At 64.9% G+C, this 17,717-nt stretch carries 10 protein-coding genes and 3 pseudogenes; 1 reads left to right on the forward strand and 12 read right to left on the reverse strand.

Features of this window, described 5'->3' with window-relative positions; genetic code table 11:
* Window positions 1-6: 6 nt before the first annotated feature.
* The 10 genes and pseudogenes from ABIF91_RS17370 to ABIF91_RS17415 form a co-directional block, all read right to left on the reverse strand.
* Window positions 7-1,470, reverse strand: a pseudogene (locus ABIF91_RS17370) (PAS-domain containing protein); the annotation flags it as partial.
* A 174-nt stretch (window positions 1,471-1,644) separates the two neighbouring features.
* Window positions 1,645-2,730: a branched-chain amino acid ABC transporter permease gene (locus tag ABIF91_RS17375; protein ID WP_284280553.1), complete on the reverse strand. Its 1,086-nt coding sequence runs from the start codon at window positions 2,728-2,730 to the stop codon at window positions 1,645-1,647.
* A complete protein-coding gene (locus ABIF91_RS17380) occupies window positions 2,727-3,737 on the reverse strand; it encodes a branched-chain amino acid ABC transporter permease (RefSeq protein ID WP_028176859.1) in 1,011 nt (336 codons plus the stop codon). The genes ABIF91_RS17375 and ABIF91_RS17380 overlap by 4 nt, the downstream gene beginning before the upstream one ends.
* Complete coding sequence (locus tag ABIF91_RS17385) at window positions 3,734-4,456, reverse strand: ABC transporter ATP-binding protein (RefSeq protein ID WP_028176858.1); 723 nt, start codon at window positions 4,454-4,456, stop codon at window positions 3,734-3,736. The genes ABIF91_RS17380 and ABIF91_RS17385 overlap by 4 nt, the downstream gene beginning before the upstream one ends.
* The gene (locus ABIF91_RS17390) at window positions 4,453-5,229 is read right to left on the reverse strand and encodes an ABC transporter ATP-binding protein (RefSeq protein ID WP_028176857.1); all 777 of its coding nucleotides are present in this window, start codon (window positions 5,227-5,229) and stop codon (window positions 4,453-4,455) included. The genes ABIF91_RS17385 and ABIF91_RS17390 overlap by 4 nt, the downstream gene beginning before the upstream one ends.
* Window positions 5,230-5,400: 171 nt before the next feature.
* A complete protein-coding gene (locus ABIF91_RS17395) occupies window positions 5,401-6,585 on the reverse strand; it encodes a substrate-binding domain-containing protein (protein WP_028176856.1) in 1,185 nt (394 codons plus the stop codon).
* A 107-nt stretch (window positions 6,586-6,692) separates the two neighbouring features.
* A complete protein-coding gene (locus ABIF91_RS17400; RefSeq protein WP_028176855.1) occupies window positions 6,693-8,717 on the reverse strand; it encodes an acyl CoA:acetate/3-ketoacid CoA transferase in 2,025 nt (674 codons plus the stop codon).
* 234 nt (window positions 8,718-8,951) lie between these two features.
* Window positions 8,952-10,394 carry a sigma-54 interaction domain-containing protein gene (locus ABIF91_RS17405; protein WP_028176854.1) on the reverse strand — a complete coding sequence of 481 codons (1,443 nt, stop codon included), beginning with the start codon at window positions 10,392-10,394 and terminating at the stop codon, window positions 8,952-8,954.
* A gap of 259 nt (window positions 10,395-10,653) precedes the next feature.
* Window positions 10,654-12,388, reverse strand: a pseudogene (locus ABIF91_RS17410) (putative bifunctional diguanylate cyclase/phosphodiesterase).
* A 319-nt stretch (window positions 12,389-12,707) separates the two neighbouring features.
* Window positions 12,708-13,673, reverse strand: coding sequence for a sensor histidine kinase (locus ABIF91_RS17415; RefSeq protein ID WP_028176853.1), 966 nt, complete (start codon window positions 13,671-13,673; stop codon window positions 12,708-12,710).
* A gap of 179 nt (window positions 13,674-13,852) precedes the next feature.
* Between ABIF91_RS17415 and ABIF91_RS17420 the strand changes: the two are divergent.
* Window positions 13,853-14,690 (forward strand): annotated as a pseudogene (locus ABIF91_RS17420) (SDR family NAD(P)-dependent oxidoreductase).
* Window positions 14,691-14,820: 130 nt separating this feature from the next.
* Here ABIF91_RS17420 and ABIF91_RS17425 read toward each other — a convergent pair.
* Together ABIF91_RS17425 and ABIF91_RS17430 are read right to left on the reverse strand one after the other, a co-directional pair.
* The gene (locus ABIF91_RS17425) at window positions 14,821-16,194 is read right to left on the reverse strand and encodes a cytochrome P450 (RefSeq protein ID WP_028176850.1); all 1,374 of its coding nucleotides are present in this window, start codon (window positions 16,192-16,194) and stop codon (window positions 14,821-14,823) included.
* Window positions 16,195-16,448: 254 nt separating this feature from the next.
* On the reverse strand, window positions 16,449-17,684 hold the full coding sequence (locus ABIF91_RS17430; RefSeq protein WP_028176849.1) for an LLM class flavin-dependent oxidoreductase: 1,236 nt from the start codon (window positions 17,682-17,684) through the stop codon (window positions 16,449-16,451).
* Window positions 17,685-17,717: the final 33 nt, after the last annotated feature.

A 17,717-nucleotide genomic window follows, 5' to 3' on the forward strand; every position in this document is an offset into this window, starting at 1 on the left:
TCCGCCATAGCTCATGATCTCGCGCAGGAAGGTGTAGTTGCGGTCGCGCTCCCGTTCCAGGTTGCGGCGCTCGGTGATGTCTTCGATCGTGGCGACCCATCCGCCCTGTGCGAGCGGCGTGTTGATGACCTGGAAGGCGCGGCCGTTGGCCAACTGATGAATTCTCGTGGAAACCCTGCCTTCTGCGACGATCCTCATCACGTCGGCGCAAAATGCCTCGACATCGCCGTCGAACGCGCCGCGCTCCTTGCGATGATACATCGCCTCGCGGATGTGGCAGCCCGGCTTGATGACGTCGTGGGAGAGGCCGAACATGTCGGCGTAGCGGCGGTTGCAGGTGACGATGTAGCCGGCGGCGTCGTACAGGATCAGCCCTTGCGACATGTTGTTGAGGGCTGTGTCGAGCTGAAGCCGCTTCGCTTCGATCCGCTCCTGCGCCTCACGATTCTGCCGGTTGATCTGGCGGATGATCAGATACAGGATCAGCGCGATGACGGCGGCTGAAAGCGCGGCGGTCGTGACCATGAAGCCGGTCTGCTGCCGCCAGTCGGTCAGCGCTGCCGCCGTGGTGCTGGTGGCGAGGATGACGAGCGGGAAATGCCCCAGGGAAGCTGCCGAGCCGAGCCGCTCCTCGCCATTGACCGGACTCCTGCCGCGGAGCGTGTGCCGGCCGCCCTCGGTCAGCACCTTTTGCATCAGCGGCCCATCCTTGAAGTTCCGCCCGATCAGCTCTTCGACATGCGGATAGCGCGCCAGCATCTTGCCTTGGCGGTCGAACAGCGAGATCGCGGTGCCCTCGGCAAGAGTCACGGATGCAAAATACTTCTGGTAGCTGTCCGGATCGATCCGGCGCACCATCGCGCCGAGGAAGGAGCCGTCGGCGCCGTTCAGCCGGCGTGCGACGATCGTGGTCCACTTGCCGATGATGAAGCTGCGGACGGATTCCAGGATGACCGGTTCGGACTTGGGATTGGTCTTGAAGGCCTGAAAGTAGCCGCGGGAGGAAACGTTGATCTTGGGCAGCGGGTGGGCGCGCGACCAGTTGATCAGCTCGCCCTCGGCATCATAGATCGCGATATCGCCGAGATAGGACACGGAGCTGATCTTGCCGCGCAGCATCTGATTCGTGGCGAGACCGGACATGCGCTCGCGGAACATTGCCGGGGAGGTGATGTCGGCCAGGTTCATCTGTCCGATCAGATCGGCGGCGACGACGTCGGAGTCCTCGAATTGCTGATCGAAATGCCGCGCGATCAGCTGCACCGTGTTTTCGAGCTCGCGTTCGCGGTTGGCGAGGGTCCGCTCGCGGAATTCGCCGACGGCCATGGCCGTGACGGCGAAGATTCCGGCGACCAGCAACACGCCGCACAGCGTCAACCACAGGACGGGACTACGTCGCGCCAAGGCTTCCCAGCCGTTCCTTGCGGCTAGAGACATTCCGGCTGCCACCTTGGAAAAGACCTGGCGCATTCCCCCTCCTCGTGGGAACAGGATTACACCACACAAATGGCGCAAACCTTAGGAAAGCCAGTTACCTAAGCATTAATCTGGTTGAGCAACGGCGTCCGCATGTCGCGCAGCGGGAAGCCCGTCACGGTTGTGCGGCGCGCGCCGCAAGCGCCGCGCTGCATCATTACTAATGGCTTAATGCGAGCTGCCGGCGCTCTTGTCGCCGCCGGCCTTGCGCAGCCGCCCGACCACGCCGGTCGGGAAGAAGTAGACGCTGGCGATGAACAGCAGCCCGAGCCACAGCAGCCAGCGATCGGGATGCAGCAGCCCCGGCAGCAGCGGCAGGCCGGCTTCGCCCGCCGCGTTGGAGGCAACGCCCATCAGCGATTGCAGATAGTTCTGGGCGAGGATGAAGATGGTGGCGCCGATGAGCGCGCCGTAGATCGTGCCCATGCCGCCGATCACGACCATCAGCAGGATGTCCAGCATGATCGAGAAGCTCAGCGAGGTATCGGGGCCGGCATAGCGCAGCCACAACGCGTTCAGGATGCCCGCGCTGGCGGCCACGAGTGCCGCGAGGCAGTTGGCGTAGGTCAGGTGGAACACGGTGCGGAAGCCGAGTGCCTCGGCGCGAAACCGGTTCTCGCGGATCGCCTGCAGCACACGCCCGAACGGCGAGTTCACGACGCGCAGCAAGGCGAGGATCATCAGCGCCGAAACGGCGAACACCAGATAGAAGGTCAGGATCCGGCCGTTGATCTCGAAGCCGAACAGGCTCTTGGGGATCAGCACGGTGCCGGGGCGCAGCAGCTCCGGCAACTGAAAACTGCGTCCGTCCTCGCCCCCTGTCAGCCAGGACAGCTGCGAGGCCAGCACCTGAAAGGCGGACGCCACGGCCAGCGTGATCATGGCGAAGAAGATCGCCGCGACGCGCAGCGAGAAGAGCCCGATGGCCAGCGCGAGCAGAGCTGCGAGCGGCAGGCCCACGACGATTCCGGTTGCGACCGCGGCCCAGTTCGGGCCCATCCCGTACAGCGCGATCGCGATGGCGTAGCTGCCGATGCCGTAGAACATGGTGTGGGCGAACGACACCGAGCCGGTATAGCCGAGCAGGAGGTCGTAGGAGGCGACCAGCGCGGCGAAGACGCAGATCTTGGCGGCGACGTTCAGCGCCTTGGCACCCGGAAACAGGAACGGCGTCGCCGCCAGCGCCAGGATGATGACGACGAGAAGGAGCGTGAGCACGCGGCTCCGCGGCGGATCGCCTGAGAGGATCATCATCGGCTGGTCACCGCATAGAGGCCGCGCGGCCGCCACATCAGAATGGCGACCATCAGCAGGATGTTGGAGACGAGGGCGAGTTTCGGCACCAGGAAGCCGCCGTAGTTGGCGACCATGGCGACCAGGATGGCGCCGATGAAGCAGCCGCCGATCGACCCCAGGCCGCCGATGATGACGACGATGAAAATGAGCACCGTGAGGTCGTCGCTCATGGAGGCGTGCACCTGTTCGCGATAGAGCGCCCACATCACGCCGCCGAGACCGGCCAGCGCCGATCCCGTCATGAACACGCCGAGGAACAGGCGGCGGATGCGATAGCCGAGCGCCTCCACCATCTCGCGGTTCTCGACGCCGGCGCGGATCAGGAGGCCGACCTTGCTGCGGTTGAGCACGAGCTGGATCGCGATGAAGATGGCGAGGCCGATCAGCATCGCCAGCACGCGGTATTTGGCGATCGCGACGTCGCCGAGAATGAAGGAGCCACGCAGCGAGGTGGGCAGCGGCATCGGGATGATCTGCGGTCCCCACAGCGCATAGAGCGTCTGCTCGGCGACGATCAGGCCGCCGGTCGTCATCAGGATCTGCTTCAGATGCTGGCCGTAGACGGGCAGGATCAGCACGCGCTCGACGACCAGGCCGAGCGCGCCGGAGACCGCCATCGACAGCAGCGCGGCCGGCGCCAGCACCGCGAGGTTCATCCAGAGCGAATCCGCCTGGATGGACGCTGCGAACGGGGCCAGAACCAGCGTGGCGACATAGGCGCCGACGGCGATGAAGGCGCCGTGGCCGAAATTGAGCACGTCCATCAGGCCGAACACCAGCGTCAGCCCCGAGGCCATGATGAAGATCATCATGCCCATGGCGAGGCTCGCCACGGTCAGCGTGAGCCAGGAAGAAGTCGATCCGATCAGCGGGATCATCAGAAGGGCGAGCGCGACCGGCAGCAGGATCGGTGCGAGATCCCGCTTCGGCTTCGGCAGCGGATCGGTTGCGGCAATGTCACTCACTGATGCGTCTCCAGGCTCAGGCCGAGCAGCCGCTCTTGCAGCGGCACGTCGGCGGCGAGCGCCGCCATCTCGCCGCGATGGACGATGGTGCCGTTGTCCATCACCAGCACGTTGTCGCCGAGTTCGCGGGCGGCGAAGAAATTCTGTTCGACCAGCAGGATGGTGGCGCCCTTGCGCTTGATCTCCTTCAGGCACTCGATCAGCGCCATCACGATGGCGGGCGCGAGCCCCTTGGTCGGCTCGTCGACCAGCAGCAGCTTGCGCGGTTCGATGATGGCGCGGGCGATCGACAGCATCTGCTTCTGCCCGCCCGAGAGGCTTCCCGCGCGCGACAGCCAGAAGCGGCGCAGCGCCGGAAAGAAACCGAAGATCCAGTCGAGCTGGGCGTCGTCGAGCGGCCCGTCGCGGGCCGCGAGCACGAGGTTCTCCTTCACCGTGAGATCGGAGAACACCGCCATGCTCTCCGGCACGTAACCGACGCCGCGCCGCGCGATGTCGGGCGTGGCAAGGCTCTCGATGCGTTCGCCGGCGAGGGTGATCTCGCCCTTCGAGGCCTGCCACAGACCCATGATGGTGCGCAGCGTCGTGGTCTTGCCGGCACCGTTGCGGCCGAGCAGCATCGTGACCTGTCCTTGCGGGACTGCGAGATCGATGCCCTGGAGGATGTGATAACGGCCGATATGGGTGTGCACGCTGGAGAGCTTCAGGAGATCGGTCATGCGGCGCTCTCTGCGGCGTTCTTGGGCGCGACGCCGAGATAGGCTTCCTGCACGATCGGCGAGGCGATCACTTCCGCGGGCGGGCCGTCGGCGACGAGCTGGCCGTTATGCAGCACGATGATGCGGTCGGCGAGCGAACGCACCACGTCCATCTTGTGCTCGACGAGAAGGATGATCTTGCTCCTGTCCTGCTTGAGCTGCGCGATCAGGTTGAGGACGACGGGCACCTCGTCGATGCTCATGCCGGCGGTCGGCTCGTCGAACATGAACACTTTCGGCTCCAGCGCGATCATCAGCGCGACCTCGAGCTTGCGCTGGTCGCCGTGGGACAGCGCGGTCGCGGCGACGCCGCGTCGGCTGCCGAGCGCGACCTGGTCGAGGATGGCGTCGGCGCGCGCGATCAGGTCGCGGCGCACCATCCAGGGCCGCAGCATGTCGTAATGGGTGCCGCTCGCGGCCTGCACCGCGAGGCGGACGTTCTCTTCCACCGACAGGTTCGGGAACAGATTGGTGAGCTGGAAGGCGCGGCCGAGGCCGGCGCGGGTGCGCATCGGCGCGGACTGCCCCGTGATGTCGGTGCCGTCGAACAGGATGCTGCCGCTCGACGCGCGGAGCTGGCCCGAGATCAGGTTGAAATAGGTGGTCTTGCCGGCGCCGTTCGGCCCGACGATGGCGGTGAGCTCGCCCGGGCGAAACGTGCAGGAGACGTTGTTGACCGCGACATGGCCGCCGAAGCGAATGGTGAGGTCGCGGGTTTCGAGGGTGAGCGGCATGAGAAATTTCGATCGGATTTGGATGACGATCTATCTACGATCACAGTGGGCTCCCTCCCCCGCTTGCGGGGAAGGGTCGGGGAGAGGGTGCTTCCGCAAGCGAGAACCCCTGAGAGGATAGAGCCCTCTCCCGGCCTCTCCCGCAAGCGGGAGAGGTGAAGCAAGAAAACCTCAGCGCTTGTTCTTGATCGGAACGTCCATGTCCTCGATCTTCAGCTCGCGCACCGGCTCGAGCACGGCCCAGGCGACGTTCGGATCGACCTTGACCTTGAAATGATACATGCTCTGCAGCGCTTGATGATCTTCCTTGCGGAACACCATCTTGCCCTTCGGCGTGTCGAACTCCAGGCCTTCCATCGCCGTGATCAGCTTCTCGGTGTCGGTCGACTTCGCCTTGGTGACGGCGGCGACGACGGACATCGCGGCGGCGAAGCCGCCCGCGGTGAAGAAGTCCGGCGGCGCGTTGAAGCGCTTCTGGTGCTCGGCGACCAGCCAGTCATTCACGGGGTTCTTCGGAATGTCGTAGAAGTAGTAGGTCGCGCCTTCCATGCCGGGCAGGCCCTTATAGGCGGCGAGCGCCGGCAGGATGTTGCCGCCGGTCGAGAGCTCGATGCCGTAGCGCTTCGGGTCCATGTCCTGCAGCTTGGCCAGCGGATTGCCGGCGCCGGCCCAGATCACCCAGATCACCTTGCGGCCCGGCTTGTCCTTCAGCGCGTCGAACAGGCGCTGGCCGACGGCGGTGAAGTCGGTGGTCGAGGTCGGGGCATACTCCTCGGCGGCGAGCGTCGCGCCGGTCTTGGCGAGCGCCTCCTTGAAGGCGGCGACGCCGTCACGGCCGAACGCATAGTCCTGCGCCAGCGTCGCCACGGTGACGCCCTGCTTGCCGATCGCGACCGCGTTGGAGATCGCGTCCTGCGAGGAGTTGCGCCCGGTGCGGAAGATGTAGCGATTCCACTTCTCGCCGGTAATCTGGTCCGCGACCGCGGGCTCGACGATCAGGATCTTCTTGTTCTCCTCGGCGACCGGGAGAATGGCGAGCGCCGCGGCCGACGAGGTCGTGCCGATCGCAATGTCGGCCTTGTCGTCCTGATAGGCCTCCGCGAGCGCGGCCTTGGCCAGATCCGGCTTGCCCTGGTCGTCCTTGGTGATGACGACGATCTTGCGGCCGTCGAGCGTCATGGTGCCCTTGGTGGCGTATTCAAAGCCCATCTTCAGGCCGGTCTCGGTCTGCTTGGCGTAGGCCTCGAGCGGACCGGTCTTGCCGTAGATCAGCGCGATCTTGAGATCGTCGGCCTGTGCGGAGGCGCCCGCGGCGAGCGCGACAATAGTTGTTGTTATGATGAGTGATCGACGCACGATGGTCCCTCCTGATTTGAAGTTTCTCGGTAACAGCGATTTGCACAAGCTTGCGAACATTGCAATTGAACCTTCCGGCGGAGCGGGCTGGCCTTTGCGGGCATGCATCATTTTTGGGCCTGCCTCGCTGCGCCGGCCTCGACCTGGCGCCAGTCCGACTGCGCTTCCTCCGCGCTTTCGAAGATGTGCGGCGCGACGCCGCGTTTCTCGAGGGCTTCACCAAGCTTGATGCGCAGGAAGCCCGACGTGGTGTAGCGCGACACGCCGGAATAGAAGCGGTCGACGAGGCTGCGCACCATCGCTGAATAATCGTCCATCAGCTCCGGCAGGATGGAAAAGTTGTCATAATTGACGATGGCGTAGACCCGGCGGCCGAGCGGCGCCAGGCGGGCCTCGACGAGGGACGCGATGGTGTCGATCTCGGCCTTGCTGCGCAGCGGGTAGCGCTCCAGATTGACGAAGAACAGGTTCTGCTGCTCGTCCAGCGTGAAGCGCTGGTCGAGCGGGATGGTGAGCAGGCGCTCGCGCAGATCCATCAGACCCTCGCCGAAGATGCGCGCGTCCATCAGCGCAGGGTCGCGCGGGATTAGCGGCTTGAAGTCCATCAGGCGCAGGATGTCGCGCTCGACATCGATGCCGGGCGCAACTTCGGTGAGTTCGAGCCCCTCGTCCCTGAGCTCGAACACGCAGCGCTCGGTGACGTACAGCGTGCGTTGCTTGCGCGCGGCGGCAAACGGGCCGCTGAAGGTGACGTGCTCGACGCGATCGACGAACTTGCGTGACTTGGCTTCGTCGAGGATGACGAGTTTCCCGTCGCGCACCGCGATGCGTTGCTTGCCCGCACCGAACGTGCCGACGAAGACGACTTCCTTGGCATTCTGGCTGATGTTGATGAAGCCGCCGGCACCGGCAAGCTTCGGCCCGAACCTGCTGACATTGAGGTTGCCGGCGCGGTCGACCTGGGCAAGCCCGAGGAAGGCGGCATCGAGACCGCCGCCGTCGTAGAAGTCGAACTGGTAGGGCTGGTCGATCACGGCCTGGGTGTTGATCGCCGCACCGAAATCGATGCCGCTCGCCGGGATGCCGCCGATTACGCCCGGCTCCGCCGTCAGCGTGATCAGATCGATGATCCGCTCCTCGTTGGCGACCGAGGCGATCCCCTCCGGCATGCCGATGCCGAGATTGACGACGCTGTTGGCCTTCAGCTCGAGCGCGGCGCGCCGGGCGATGATCTTGCGCTCGCTGATCGGCATCACCGGCAGAGTGGCGGCACGGACGCGGATCTCGCTCGAAAAGGCCGGATTGTATTGCGTGCCGAAAGTCTGCCAGTGGTTCTCCGGCCTTGCCACGACGACGCAGTCGACGAGGATGCCGGGAATCTTGACCTGGCGCGGATTGAGGCTGCCGGCTTCGGCGACGCGCTCGACCTGGGCGATGACGATGCCGCCGGAATTATGTGCCGCCATGGCGATGGCGAGCGCTTCGAGCGTCAGCGCCTCCTTCTCCATGGTGAGGTTGCCGTCGGGATCGCCGGTGGTGGCGCGGATGATCCCGACCTGAATCGGAAACGTCCTGTAGAGCAGGCAGTCCTCGCCGCGCAGCGTGATCAGCTCCACCATGTCCTCGGTGGTGCGTGCGTTCAGCTTGCCGCCGCCGTGCCGGGGGTCGACGAAGGTGCTCAATCCGACGCGGGTGATGTGGCCGGGCCGGTGCGCGGCGATGTCGCGGAACAGATGCGTGATCACGCCTTGCGGCAGGTTATAGGCCTCGATCCGGTTCGCGATCGCAAGCTGCTGCAGTTTCGGCGCAAGGCCCCAGTGTCCGCCGATCACGCGCCGGACCAGCCCTTCATGCGCGAAATGATTGAGACCGCGCTGCTTGCCGTCGCCTTGTCCGGCCGCATAGACCAGCGTCAGATTGCGCGGCTTGCCCTGCGTGTAGGGCGCATCGCCCTCGTGGGACAAATAGAGTTGCTCCAGCGCGATCGCGATCTCCTCGGCAAAGCCGATGCCGACGAAGCCGCCGGTCGCCACGGTGTCGCCGTCGCGGATCAGCATGACGGCCTCAGTCGCCGACACGACCTTGCCCTTCTCGGAATTGCGCAAGTAAGGCAGAGCTGGGTGCTGGCTCACGGCGTTCCTCCCGATCCGCATGCCGTTATTGTTTTGCGTTGATCTTATCGCGGGGATCGGCCGTGGAACAGCTGCTCCCCACGAGAGAAGGCAGCAGAGAGCAAGGTCCGCGCCAGAGGCCGTCAATTCGCTAAAAGTGGCCAAAGCTGCGGCATTTTCCGCATGTCTGCAGCCAAAGAGTAGCCAGGCCCCGTGTCCGGAATCCGAGACTCCGGACACGGGGAGTCTCGAAACTCAGACGGCAGCGGGTCCCGTGGCCAGGCCGAACTTGGCGAGCTTCTTGTAGAAGGTTGCGCGCGAGATCCGCAGCATCCTGGCGGCTTCCGTGATCTGGCCGTTGCTGGCGGCGAGTGCCTGTTCGAGCGTGTGCTTCTCGAACTCCGCCTCGGCTTCGGCATAGGGCACCACCGCTCCGGCCGGTCGCGCGGGCGGCGCCAACCTGACCTCGGTGCCGACCGGGAGGATGCGCGCGACGTCCTCGCCGGTCAGCCGCCCGGAATCGCTGAGGATCAGCGCGCGTTCGAGGATGTTGCGGAGCTCGCGGACATTGCCCGGCCAGTCATAGCGCGCGAGCGCGGCGAGCGCGCTCGGCGTGATCTTCGCCTTGACGTAGTCGCCCGATCCGCTGATGTCGTCGAGCAGCCGGGCGCAGATGTCCGGGAGATCATCGAGGCAATGGCGCAGCGGCGGCAGCTCGATCGCGAGCACGTTGAGCCGATAATAGAGGTCGGGCCGGAACGCGCCGTCGCTGACGCGCTTGCGCAAATCCACATTGGTGGCGGCGATCACGCGCACGTCCACCTTCGAGATCTTGTCCGAGCCGAGCGGCTCGATCTCGCGCTCTTGGAGCACGCGCAGCAGCTTGGCCTGCAATTGCAGCGGCATCTCGCCGATCTCGTCGAGGAACAGCGTGCCGCCGTCGGCAATGCGGAATTTGCCCTCGCGCCCCCTGCGGTCGGCGCCGGTATAGGCGCCCGGCGCGGTGCCGAAGAACTCCGACTCGATCAGCGTGTCCGGGATGGCGGCGACGTTGACGCTGACGAACGGCTTCTCCGCGCGCGAGGAGGCGTTGTGAATCGCCTGCGCCAGCATCTCCTTTCCCGTTCCGGTCTCGCCGGTGAGCAGCACGGTGACGCTCTGCCGCGCGGCACGGCTTGCGAGCTCTTTGGCTTGCGCGATTCCCGGTGTGTTGCCGACGAAATCGGCGAAGGTGAAGCGCGCGGCGCGGGCGTTGGACAATTGCCGCCGCGCCAGCCGCAGATCGCTCTCGAGCTGGGCGACGCGGGCGAGCAGCGGCTTCAGGCTTTCGAGATGATCATAGAGCACGAATCCGATCGCGCCGATTACCGTCCCGTTCTCGTCCTCGATCGGCATGCGGGTGACGACGAGCTGCTCGCCGCCGAGCTCCATGATGTCGAGCAGGATCGGCTCGCCGGTTTCGGCCACCTTCCGCATCAGGCTGTTCGGGATGACCTCCTCGATAGGCCGGCCGATCGCCTCGCTGGTGCGCCCGAGGCCGAGCGCTGCGAGATATTTTTCGTTGACGTAGACGACGCGCCCGCCGCGGTCGATCGCGATGGCACCTTCACAGAGCTGTTCCAGCCGCGCGAACAGCGTCTCCATCGCGCGCGCACGGAGATAGACGGGGTCGCTGATCGAGGAGGAAGGCGCAGACATGAGATACCTCGGGGAGGTTCGCCTGTGTATTAGCAAAAGGCCAGCAATTTCAAAGGGGGGAAATGGGCACTCAGCGAGCTCGGCAATTGCTGTCGTCCCGGGGCGCGAAGCGAACCCGGGACCCATACCCACAGGAAGACGTTTGGCGAAGACTCGGAATCGGAGCTTCGCGTCACACGGCTCCCTGTGGTTATGGATCCCGGGTCTGCGCTGACGCTAGCCCGGGACGACAGCGGTATGGGTTGCGCCGTCTTCGGCCTTACCTTCGATACCCGCTCGCCCGCGAATAGCCCTGGCGGTTCTGCTGCATCGGGCGGCTCGCCACGCTGACTCGCGCTTCGCTGGAGGCGGGCGTTGCGAGCTTCAGCTCTTCCAGGAAGATCGGCCGGGAGAAGTAGTAGCCCTGCGCGTAGCGGATCTTCGTTGCTGCCTGGAGATAGGCGAGCTCCTCGTAGGATTCGAGGCCTTCGGCGACCACCGTCATGCCGAGCGCTTCGCTCAGATTCGATCGCGCGCAGGATGCCCTGGCTGCGCGGGCGCTTATGGATGTCGGTGATGAACGAGCGGTCGATCTTGATCTCGTCCGCGGTGATGTCGGCCAGCGCCGAGAGCGAGGAATAGCCGGTGCCGAAATCGTCGATGGAGATGCCGACGCCGAGCTTGCGGAACATCGGCAGGATCTCGGCCTGGAAATGATTCTTGGCGACGAAGGCGTCTTCCGTCACCTCCATCATGAAGCGCTGGGGAAAGCCGGTGTCGTCCAGCGCCCGCGCGAAGCTGCGCATGAATTCGGGATTGCCGGCCTGCTTGGCGGCAACGTTGATGCTGATGGTCGCATCCGCGCCGAACGTGTCGTTGATCAGGTCGATCGACTTGACGATCTCGGCGAGCACGAGATGGGTCAGCTCGTCGATCAGCCCGAGCTCGCCGGCAAGATTGATGAACGAACCGGGCGCCTGGATCACGCCTTCGTCGTCGCGCAGGCGGACCAGGGCCTCGATGCCCTTCACGGCCTGTGTGCGGATGTCGACCTTGGACTGGAAGGCGCAGCAGAAGCGCTTTTCCAGGATGGCGAGCCGCAGCGACTGCTCGACCTTCATCCGCGCCTGCGCCTCGCGCTCCATGCTGGTATCGAAGAAGGTCGCCAGTCCCTTGCCGTTGTTCTTGATGCGGTACATCGCGATGTCGGCGTTCTGCCGCAGCGTCTCGAAACTGCTTCCGTGGTCGGGATAGAGACTGATGCCGACCGAGGTCGAGGCGAAGACTTCCGAATTGTCGATGAAGAACGGTGCAGTCAGCCGCTCCAGCGTCGATTGCATGAACTCGGCGACCTCCTCCTGGCTCTGGATCGGGGAGAGCAGCAGCAGGAATTCGTCGCCGGAGATGCGCGACAGCATGTCGGAATCGCGCAGGTCGCGCCCGAGCCGCTTCGACAACTCGACCAGCAGCGCGTCTCCCACCGAGTGGCCGTAATAGTCGTTGATGTGCTTGAAATTGTCGACGTCGAGAAAGGCCAGCGCGAAACGCTCGCCGCCGCGACCCGTCGCGAGCAGACTGTTGGCGCGGTGCTCGATCACGCGCCGCGAGGGCAATCCGGTCAGCTCGTCGAAATAGGCCGAGCGGAACAGCTGGTCTTCGAAATTCTTCTGCTCGGTGATGTCGGAGGATGCCGAGATCAGGAGCTCGCGCCCGGCGAGGCGAACGGGACGATGGGTCGTGAGCAGCACCTGGCGCGCGGCGCCGACGTGAAGCGCCTCCTCGGTCACGACCGCCTGGCCGGCGCTCAGCGCCTGCCGGCAGGCTTGACGTCGCGGGGCCAGATCGGGTGAGGGACGGCTGCCGTCCATGCCGAGCTGGGCGGCGGCGGCATCGTTGACCAGCAGAAGCTCGCCATGCGCGTCCTGCACGGTGAGGCCGGCAGGTAGCATTCTAACGATTTCCTTGAGAAAACTGAGCTCGGCTTCAGTCGCGCCGGAATATGTATTGTCGTTCATACAAGTCATGAATCTTGTTGTTTCGGCGCGCCTTTGCAATGGGCGCGATCTTGCGCAGTTCCCTCTTAAGTTTGGTTAAGGGGCCAGGAGAAATACCGGGGTGTTTTGGAGAAAACTTGCGACGATGCGACGCGCGCCGACGATCGTCATTAACAGAGGGTCAACGCGTCAAGCGAAACTGCGAGCGAAGGGCGTGACCGCGCTTTCGCTTCTATCGAGTCCGGCTGCGTATGAGCCTTGGTTGAACGGTGCGAGCTACAGTCGACACTTTTCTCCGTCTCGGAGAGGTGATGCGCGAGCGGAGCTGGTTCATCATTCTCTATTCGCTTCGCGGGATTCGGCACTGCATGATGCAATGCAGCCCGGTCTTCAGATACGAGATCTCGGTCCTGCCGTCGAAGGACGACAATGCTGATTTCAGCAACTTGGTGCCGAAGCCGGGCTCGGACACCTTGTCCACGCTCGGCCCCTCGGTTTCGTCCCAGGTGATGGTCAGGCGATCGTCGCTGATGGTCCAGGACACCTGCAAGAGGCCGCGCGGCGAGGAGAATGCGCCATACTTGCCCGCATTGGTGGCAAGCTCGTGAAACATCAATGACAGCGTGACCGCGAGCTTCGGCGGCAGGAACAATCGATCGCCATTGAGGGTGAAGCGGACATGGCCATAGGGGCCGAGCTCCGAGATCAGGAGGTCGCGGATATCGCAGCCGCCCTTGTCGATCCGCGAGATCAGATCGTCCGTTGCGGCCAGCGAGCGCAGCCGGGGATCGACCCGGGCCCAGACCTGCGGGTGGTCGTGCAGCACCTGGTGCAGCACGGCATGCACTGTCGACAGCTTGTTCTTCAGCCGGTGCTGCAGCTCCTCGACCAGCAGCTTGCGATACTCTTCTTCCTCGATCAGGCGCTTGGAGATCCGGCGCTGCTCTGCCAGCATGGTGCGATAGTGCTCGACACCCCAGATGGTTATCGCGCAGACGGCCCAGTAAAGGGCCAGCAGGGCAAAGCGCGCGCGATCGGCAAAGGCATCGCCGAAATTCAGGACGACTCCAAGCACGCCGCCGATCAGCGCCGTGACCACGCCGATCCGGAATCCTCCCAGGGCAGCTGCAAAGAACACGGCCGGAAAGTACGGTGTGAAGTAGATGTCGGGGCGAACCTGAGCGAGCCCCCAGCGGACCAGGGTTGCGGCCAGCAGGCAGACTATCGCAAACGAGATGCTCAGACCGAGCGAGGGCGGCGCCGCGCCCTGCCAGCCCTTGCGGAACTCGTCGATCAGCTTCCCCATGCGCAGCCCAGTTGCGATATGCGTTCGAACATCGAGCGGCCCGTGAGAACGTTACGCATGCCGCCCGCACAAGCATAGCTTGCCTTGTCGGAAGCGGGCAGGGATAGTGGCCGCTCCGGCGACGGCGGCGGCCGACATGCGCCATTTGGCATCAAATCACTCGAAAACAGGAACATTCCATGGGCAGGCTGGACGGCAAGGTTGCGGTGATCACGGGGGCGACGAGCGGGATCGGATTGCGCACTGCGGAAGTCTTCGTTGCCGAAGGTGCCAAAATTGTGATCGCCGGCCGGCGCGTACCGGAAGGCGAGGCACTGGCAAAGCAACTCGGGGCCAATTGCATCTTCCGCCAGACCGACGTCACGGTCGAAGCGCAGATGCAGGCGCTGATCGCGCTCGCGGTCGACAAGTTCGGCAGGATCGATTGCCTGTTCAACAATGCCGGCGGGCCGGCGCAGACCGGCGGCATCGAGGGCCTCGAGGCCGAGCGGTTCGACGCGGCGATGGCGACGCTGGTGCGCAGCGTCATGCTCGGCATGAAGCACGCCGCGCCCTACATGAAGAAGCAGGGGGCGGGCAGCATCATCAACAATGGCAGCATCGCCGGCCGCCTCGCCGGCTTCTCGTCGTCGATGGTCTACAGCGCGGCCAAGGCGGCGGTGATCCATCTCACCAAATGCGTGGCGTTGGAGCTCGGCGAATCCAACGTCCGCGTCAACTCGATCTCGCCGGGCGCGATCGCAACGGGCATCTTCGGCAAGGCGCTGGGGCTCTCGACCGACGCCAGCGGAGAAGACGCCGGCGGTGATGCGCGAGGTCTACAAGACCGCGCAGCCGATCCCGCGTGCCGGCCTTCCCGACGACATCGCCCAGGCCGCGGTGTTCCTGGCCAGCGACGAATCCAGCTTCGTCAACGGCCACGATCTCGTCGTCGACGGTGCGATCACCGGCGGCCGCAACTGGAGCCAGCAGCAGCAGGGCTATGTGGCGCTGCGCAAGGCGTTCGATGGGGCGTAGCGGATAGGTCTCGTGCCCCGGACGCGGCGCGGCGCGAAGTGCCGCGCTGCAGAGCCGGGGCCCATCTCTCCGCAGCTTATCCTCTGGCTTGGGTCCCGGCTCGCGCTTCGCGCGTCCGGGACACGAGAGGCTAAACCGCCTTCACCGACACGCGCAGCCCATCCCGCGGCTTCGGGATCGGCCACATCTGCCAGTCCGGCTTGCAGCCGGGCGCGAGCGACACCTCGATATTCTGCAGAAAGTGCCGCGCGAAGCATTTCGCCTGCATGTAGGCGAAGTGCAGACCGAGGCACATATGCGCGCCGCCGCCGAACGGCACGAAGGCGAAGCGGTGGCGGTTGCGCTGCGCTTCCTCGGTGAAGCGCAGCGGATCGAAGCGGCCCGGCTCCGGCCAGATGTCCTTCATGTGGTGCGTATAGAGCGGATTGATGCCGACCGCCGTGCCGGCGGGGATCGCAAACCCCTTGAAGCTGAAATCGCGCATCGCGCGGCGCGGCATCGACGGCACCGGCGGCCTGATCCGCAGCGCTTCCTTGAACGCCATTTCCGACAGCGGCATCTTTTCGAGATCATCGAAGCTGCTCGGCGCCCCCGGGGCAAGCCCGAGCGCGAGCACCTCCGCGCGCAGCCTGTCCTGCCAGTCCGGATTGGCGGCGAGCTCGCCGATGAAGGAGGTCAGCGACGAGGTCAGCGTGTCATGCGCCGCCATCATCAGGAAGCTCATGTGGTCGATGATATCCTGTTCCGAGAGCAACGCGCCGTTCTCATGGGTGGCGCGGCAGAGCTGCGAGAACAGATCGTCGCCGCCATGATTGCCGCGGCGGAGCGGAATCTGCTCGCGGAAATAGGCGACGATGCGCTTGCGTCCCTTCACCCCTCGCGCCATCTGGGTGCCGGGCAGGGGGCGGCGGACCGGGGAGACCGAGGCGGCGACCATATCGACGAAGGCGCGGTTGATCTCGTCGACCTCAGGCCCGATATCGGCGCCGAGGAACGAAGCCGCAGCGAGATCGAGCGTGAGCTGCTTCATCGCCGGATAGAGCTGCATCTCGCCGGGCTTTGCCCTCCATTGCGCGACGCGCGCAGAAATGCCGCGGTCGAGATCGCCGAGATAGGACTTCATCGGCCCGGACTTGAACGCGACCGACAGCGCCTTGCGATGCAGGCGATGCTCGTCGAAATCGAGCAGCATCAGCCCGCGCGGAAACAGCAGGCCCAGAACCTTGTTCCAGCCATGGGTCGAGGAGAACAGCTTCTGCTGGTCGAACAGCACGAGCTCGTTGGCCTCGGGCCCGAGCAGCACGACATTGGTCTCGCCGAAAAAATGCGTACGGTAGACCAGGCCGTATTTGGCGCCGTTGGCTTCGATATGGCCCTTTGGATCGGCGAGCACCTGAAAGGTCTTGCCGATGATCGGCCAGCCTTCGTCGCCGGGAATGTGGGTCAGCTCATTGCGTCGCGGCGGGGTGAACTGAAGCGCAGGGGCCACATTCTGCATCGACATGACGATTGCTCCGGTTGGCGGGCTCCGCCAGCGTAGCACAATCCGGGCACGGCGATGCGACGGTTGCTGGCGCAAATGACCTTCGGGTGTCGTCCCGCCTAGTGCGCAATTGCGCACGGGGGCGGGGACCCATAACCACAGGGAGGAGTTTTGGTGCGAGGCTGGTAACTCCGAGTCTTCGTAAAACCGCATCCTGCGGTTATGGGTCCCGGGTTCGCGCTGCGCGCGCCCCGGGACGACGAGTGGAGTGCGGCCTACCGCTTCGCCGCTTCCTTCTGCAGATCCGGGGCGTTGACGGCGGGAATGGCGACGCGGCCGGGGCCGGTGACCTTCAGCGCCTCGGCGGCCTTTTCGTTCTGCATGATCTTGGCCATTACGGCCTGTCCCGCGCGCTCGAAGATCGCGCGGTTCTCGATCACGAATTTTTGCGATTTGCGCAAGCCGTCGATGTAGCCGTTGATCTCGGGCACGACGTAGCGCGCCACCATGTCCCAGCTCCGCCGCGTCGCTTCCGGATTGGCCCAGTCGTGCACGAAGCCGATGATGGCGCCGACGCCGCCGGAGACCTGCATCACGTTCTTGATGGTTTTGACGAGATCGTCGGGCGTGCCGATGGTGGACGCGGCTCCCTCGACGAAGGCGGTCTTGTCGACCGCCTCGTCGGGTGAGGAGAATGCGGTGAGGCCCGGCCGCTGCAACGTGCCGACATTATACTCGTTGTGCCAACGCATCAGCCCGGCGCCCGCTTCGCGGCGCGCCTGCTCGCGGGTCTCGGCGATGTGGAAGGTCAGCAGCACGCGCCAGTCGGCGCGGTTCACCTTGGTGCCGTGTTTCCTGGCGGCATCCTCGGCGAACTGCCATTGCTGCTGCAGCGACATCAGGCCCTGCGTCGTCATCGAGCCCAGCGAGATGATGCCGATGCCGTATTTGCCGGCGAGCGTCATGCCGGAGGGCGAGATCTGCGAGGCCACCACGAACGGCAACTCCTCCTGCAAGGGCAGGATCTGCAGCGCGGCGTCGTTCATCGTGAACCAGTCGCTCTTGGCGGTGACGCGCTCGCCGTTGAAGAGGCGGCGGATGATGCCGATCGCCTCGTCCTGGCGGTCGCGCTGCGTCATCGGATCGATGCCGAGCGTATGCGCATCCGAGGCGAGCGCGCCGGGGCCGGAGCCGAAGATGGCGCGGCCGCCGGTCATGTGGTCGAGCTGCACCATGCGCTGGGCGACATTGAAAGGATGGTGATAGGGCAGCGACACCACGCCGGTGCCGAGCTTGATCCGCTTGGTGCGCTCGCCGGCTGCGGCCAGGAACATCTCGGGCGAGGCGATCATCTCCCAGCCGGACGAATGATGCTCGCCACACCAGAACTCGTCATAGCCCAGCGCATCCAGCTGCTCGACGAGGTCGAGATCTCGCCGGAACTGGAGCATCGGATGCTCCCCGATCGGGTGATGCGGGGCAAGGAAGGCTCCGAACTTCAGGCGCGCCATGGCGGTCTCTCCGGCTTTGATTTTCTGCTTGTT

The organism is Bradyrhizobium sp. USDA 241, from assembly GCF_049739505.1.
GTDB lineage: Bacteria > Pseudomonadota > Alphaproteobacteria > Rhizobiales > Xanthobacteraceae > Bradyrhizobium > Bradyrhizobium liaoningense.

Bases quoted from the DNA above. Each gene is read 5' to 3' on its own strand.
- ABIF91_RS17375 (WP_284280553.1), bottom strand. From the start codon at position 2,730: ATGATGATCCTCTCAGGCGATCCGCCGCGGAGCCGCGTGCTCACGCTC.
- ABIF91_RS17385 (WP_028176858.1), bottom strand. From the start codon at position 4,456: ATGACCGATCTCCTGAAGCTCTCCAGCGTGCACACCCATATCGGCCGT.
- ABIF91_RS17390 (WP_028176857.1), bottom strand. From the start codon at position 5,229: ATGCCGCTCACCCTCGAAACCCGCGACCTCACCATTCGCTTCGGCGGC.
- ABIF91_RS17405 (WP_028176854.1), bottom strand. From the start codon at position 10,394: ATGTCTGCGCCTTCCTCCTCGATCAGCGACCCCGTCTATCTCCGTGCG.
- ABIF91_RS17415 (WP_028176853.1), bottom strand. From the start codon at position 13,673: ATGGGGAAGCTGATCGACGAGTTCCGCAAGGGCTGGCAGGGCGCGGCG.
- ABIF91_RS17425 (WP_028176850.1), bottom strand. From the start codon at position 16,194: ATGTCGATGCAGAATGTGGCCCCTGCGCTTCAGTTCACCCCGCCGCGA.
- ABIF91_RS17430 (WP_028176849.1), bottom strand. From the start codon at position 17,684: ATGGCGCGCCTGAAGTTCGGAGCCTTCCTTGCCCCGCATCACCCGATC.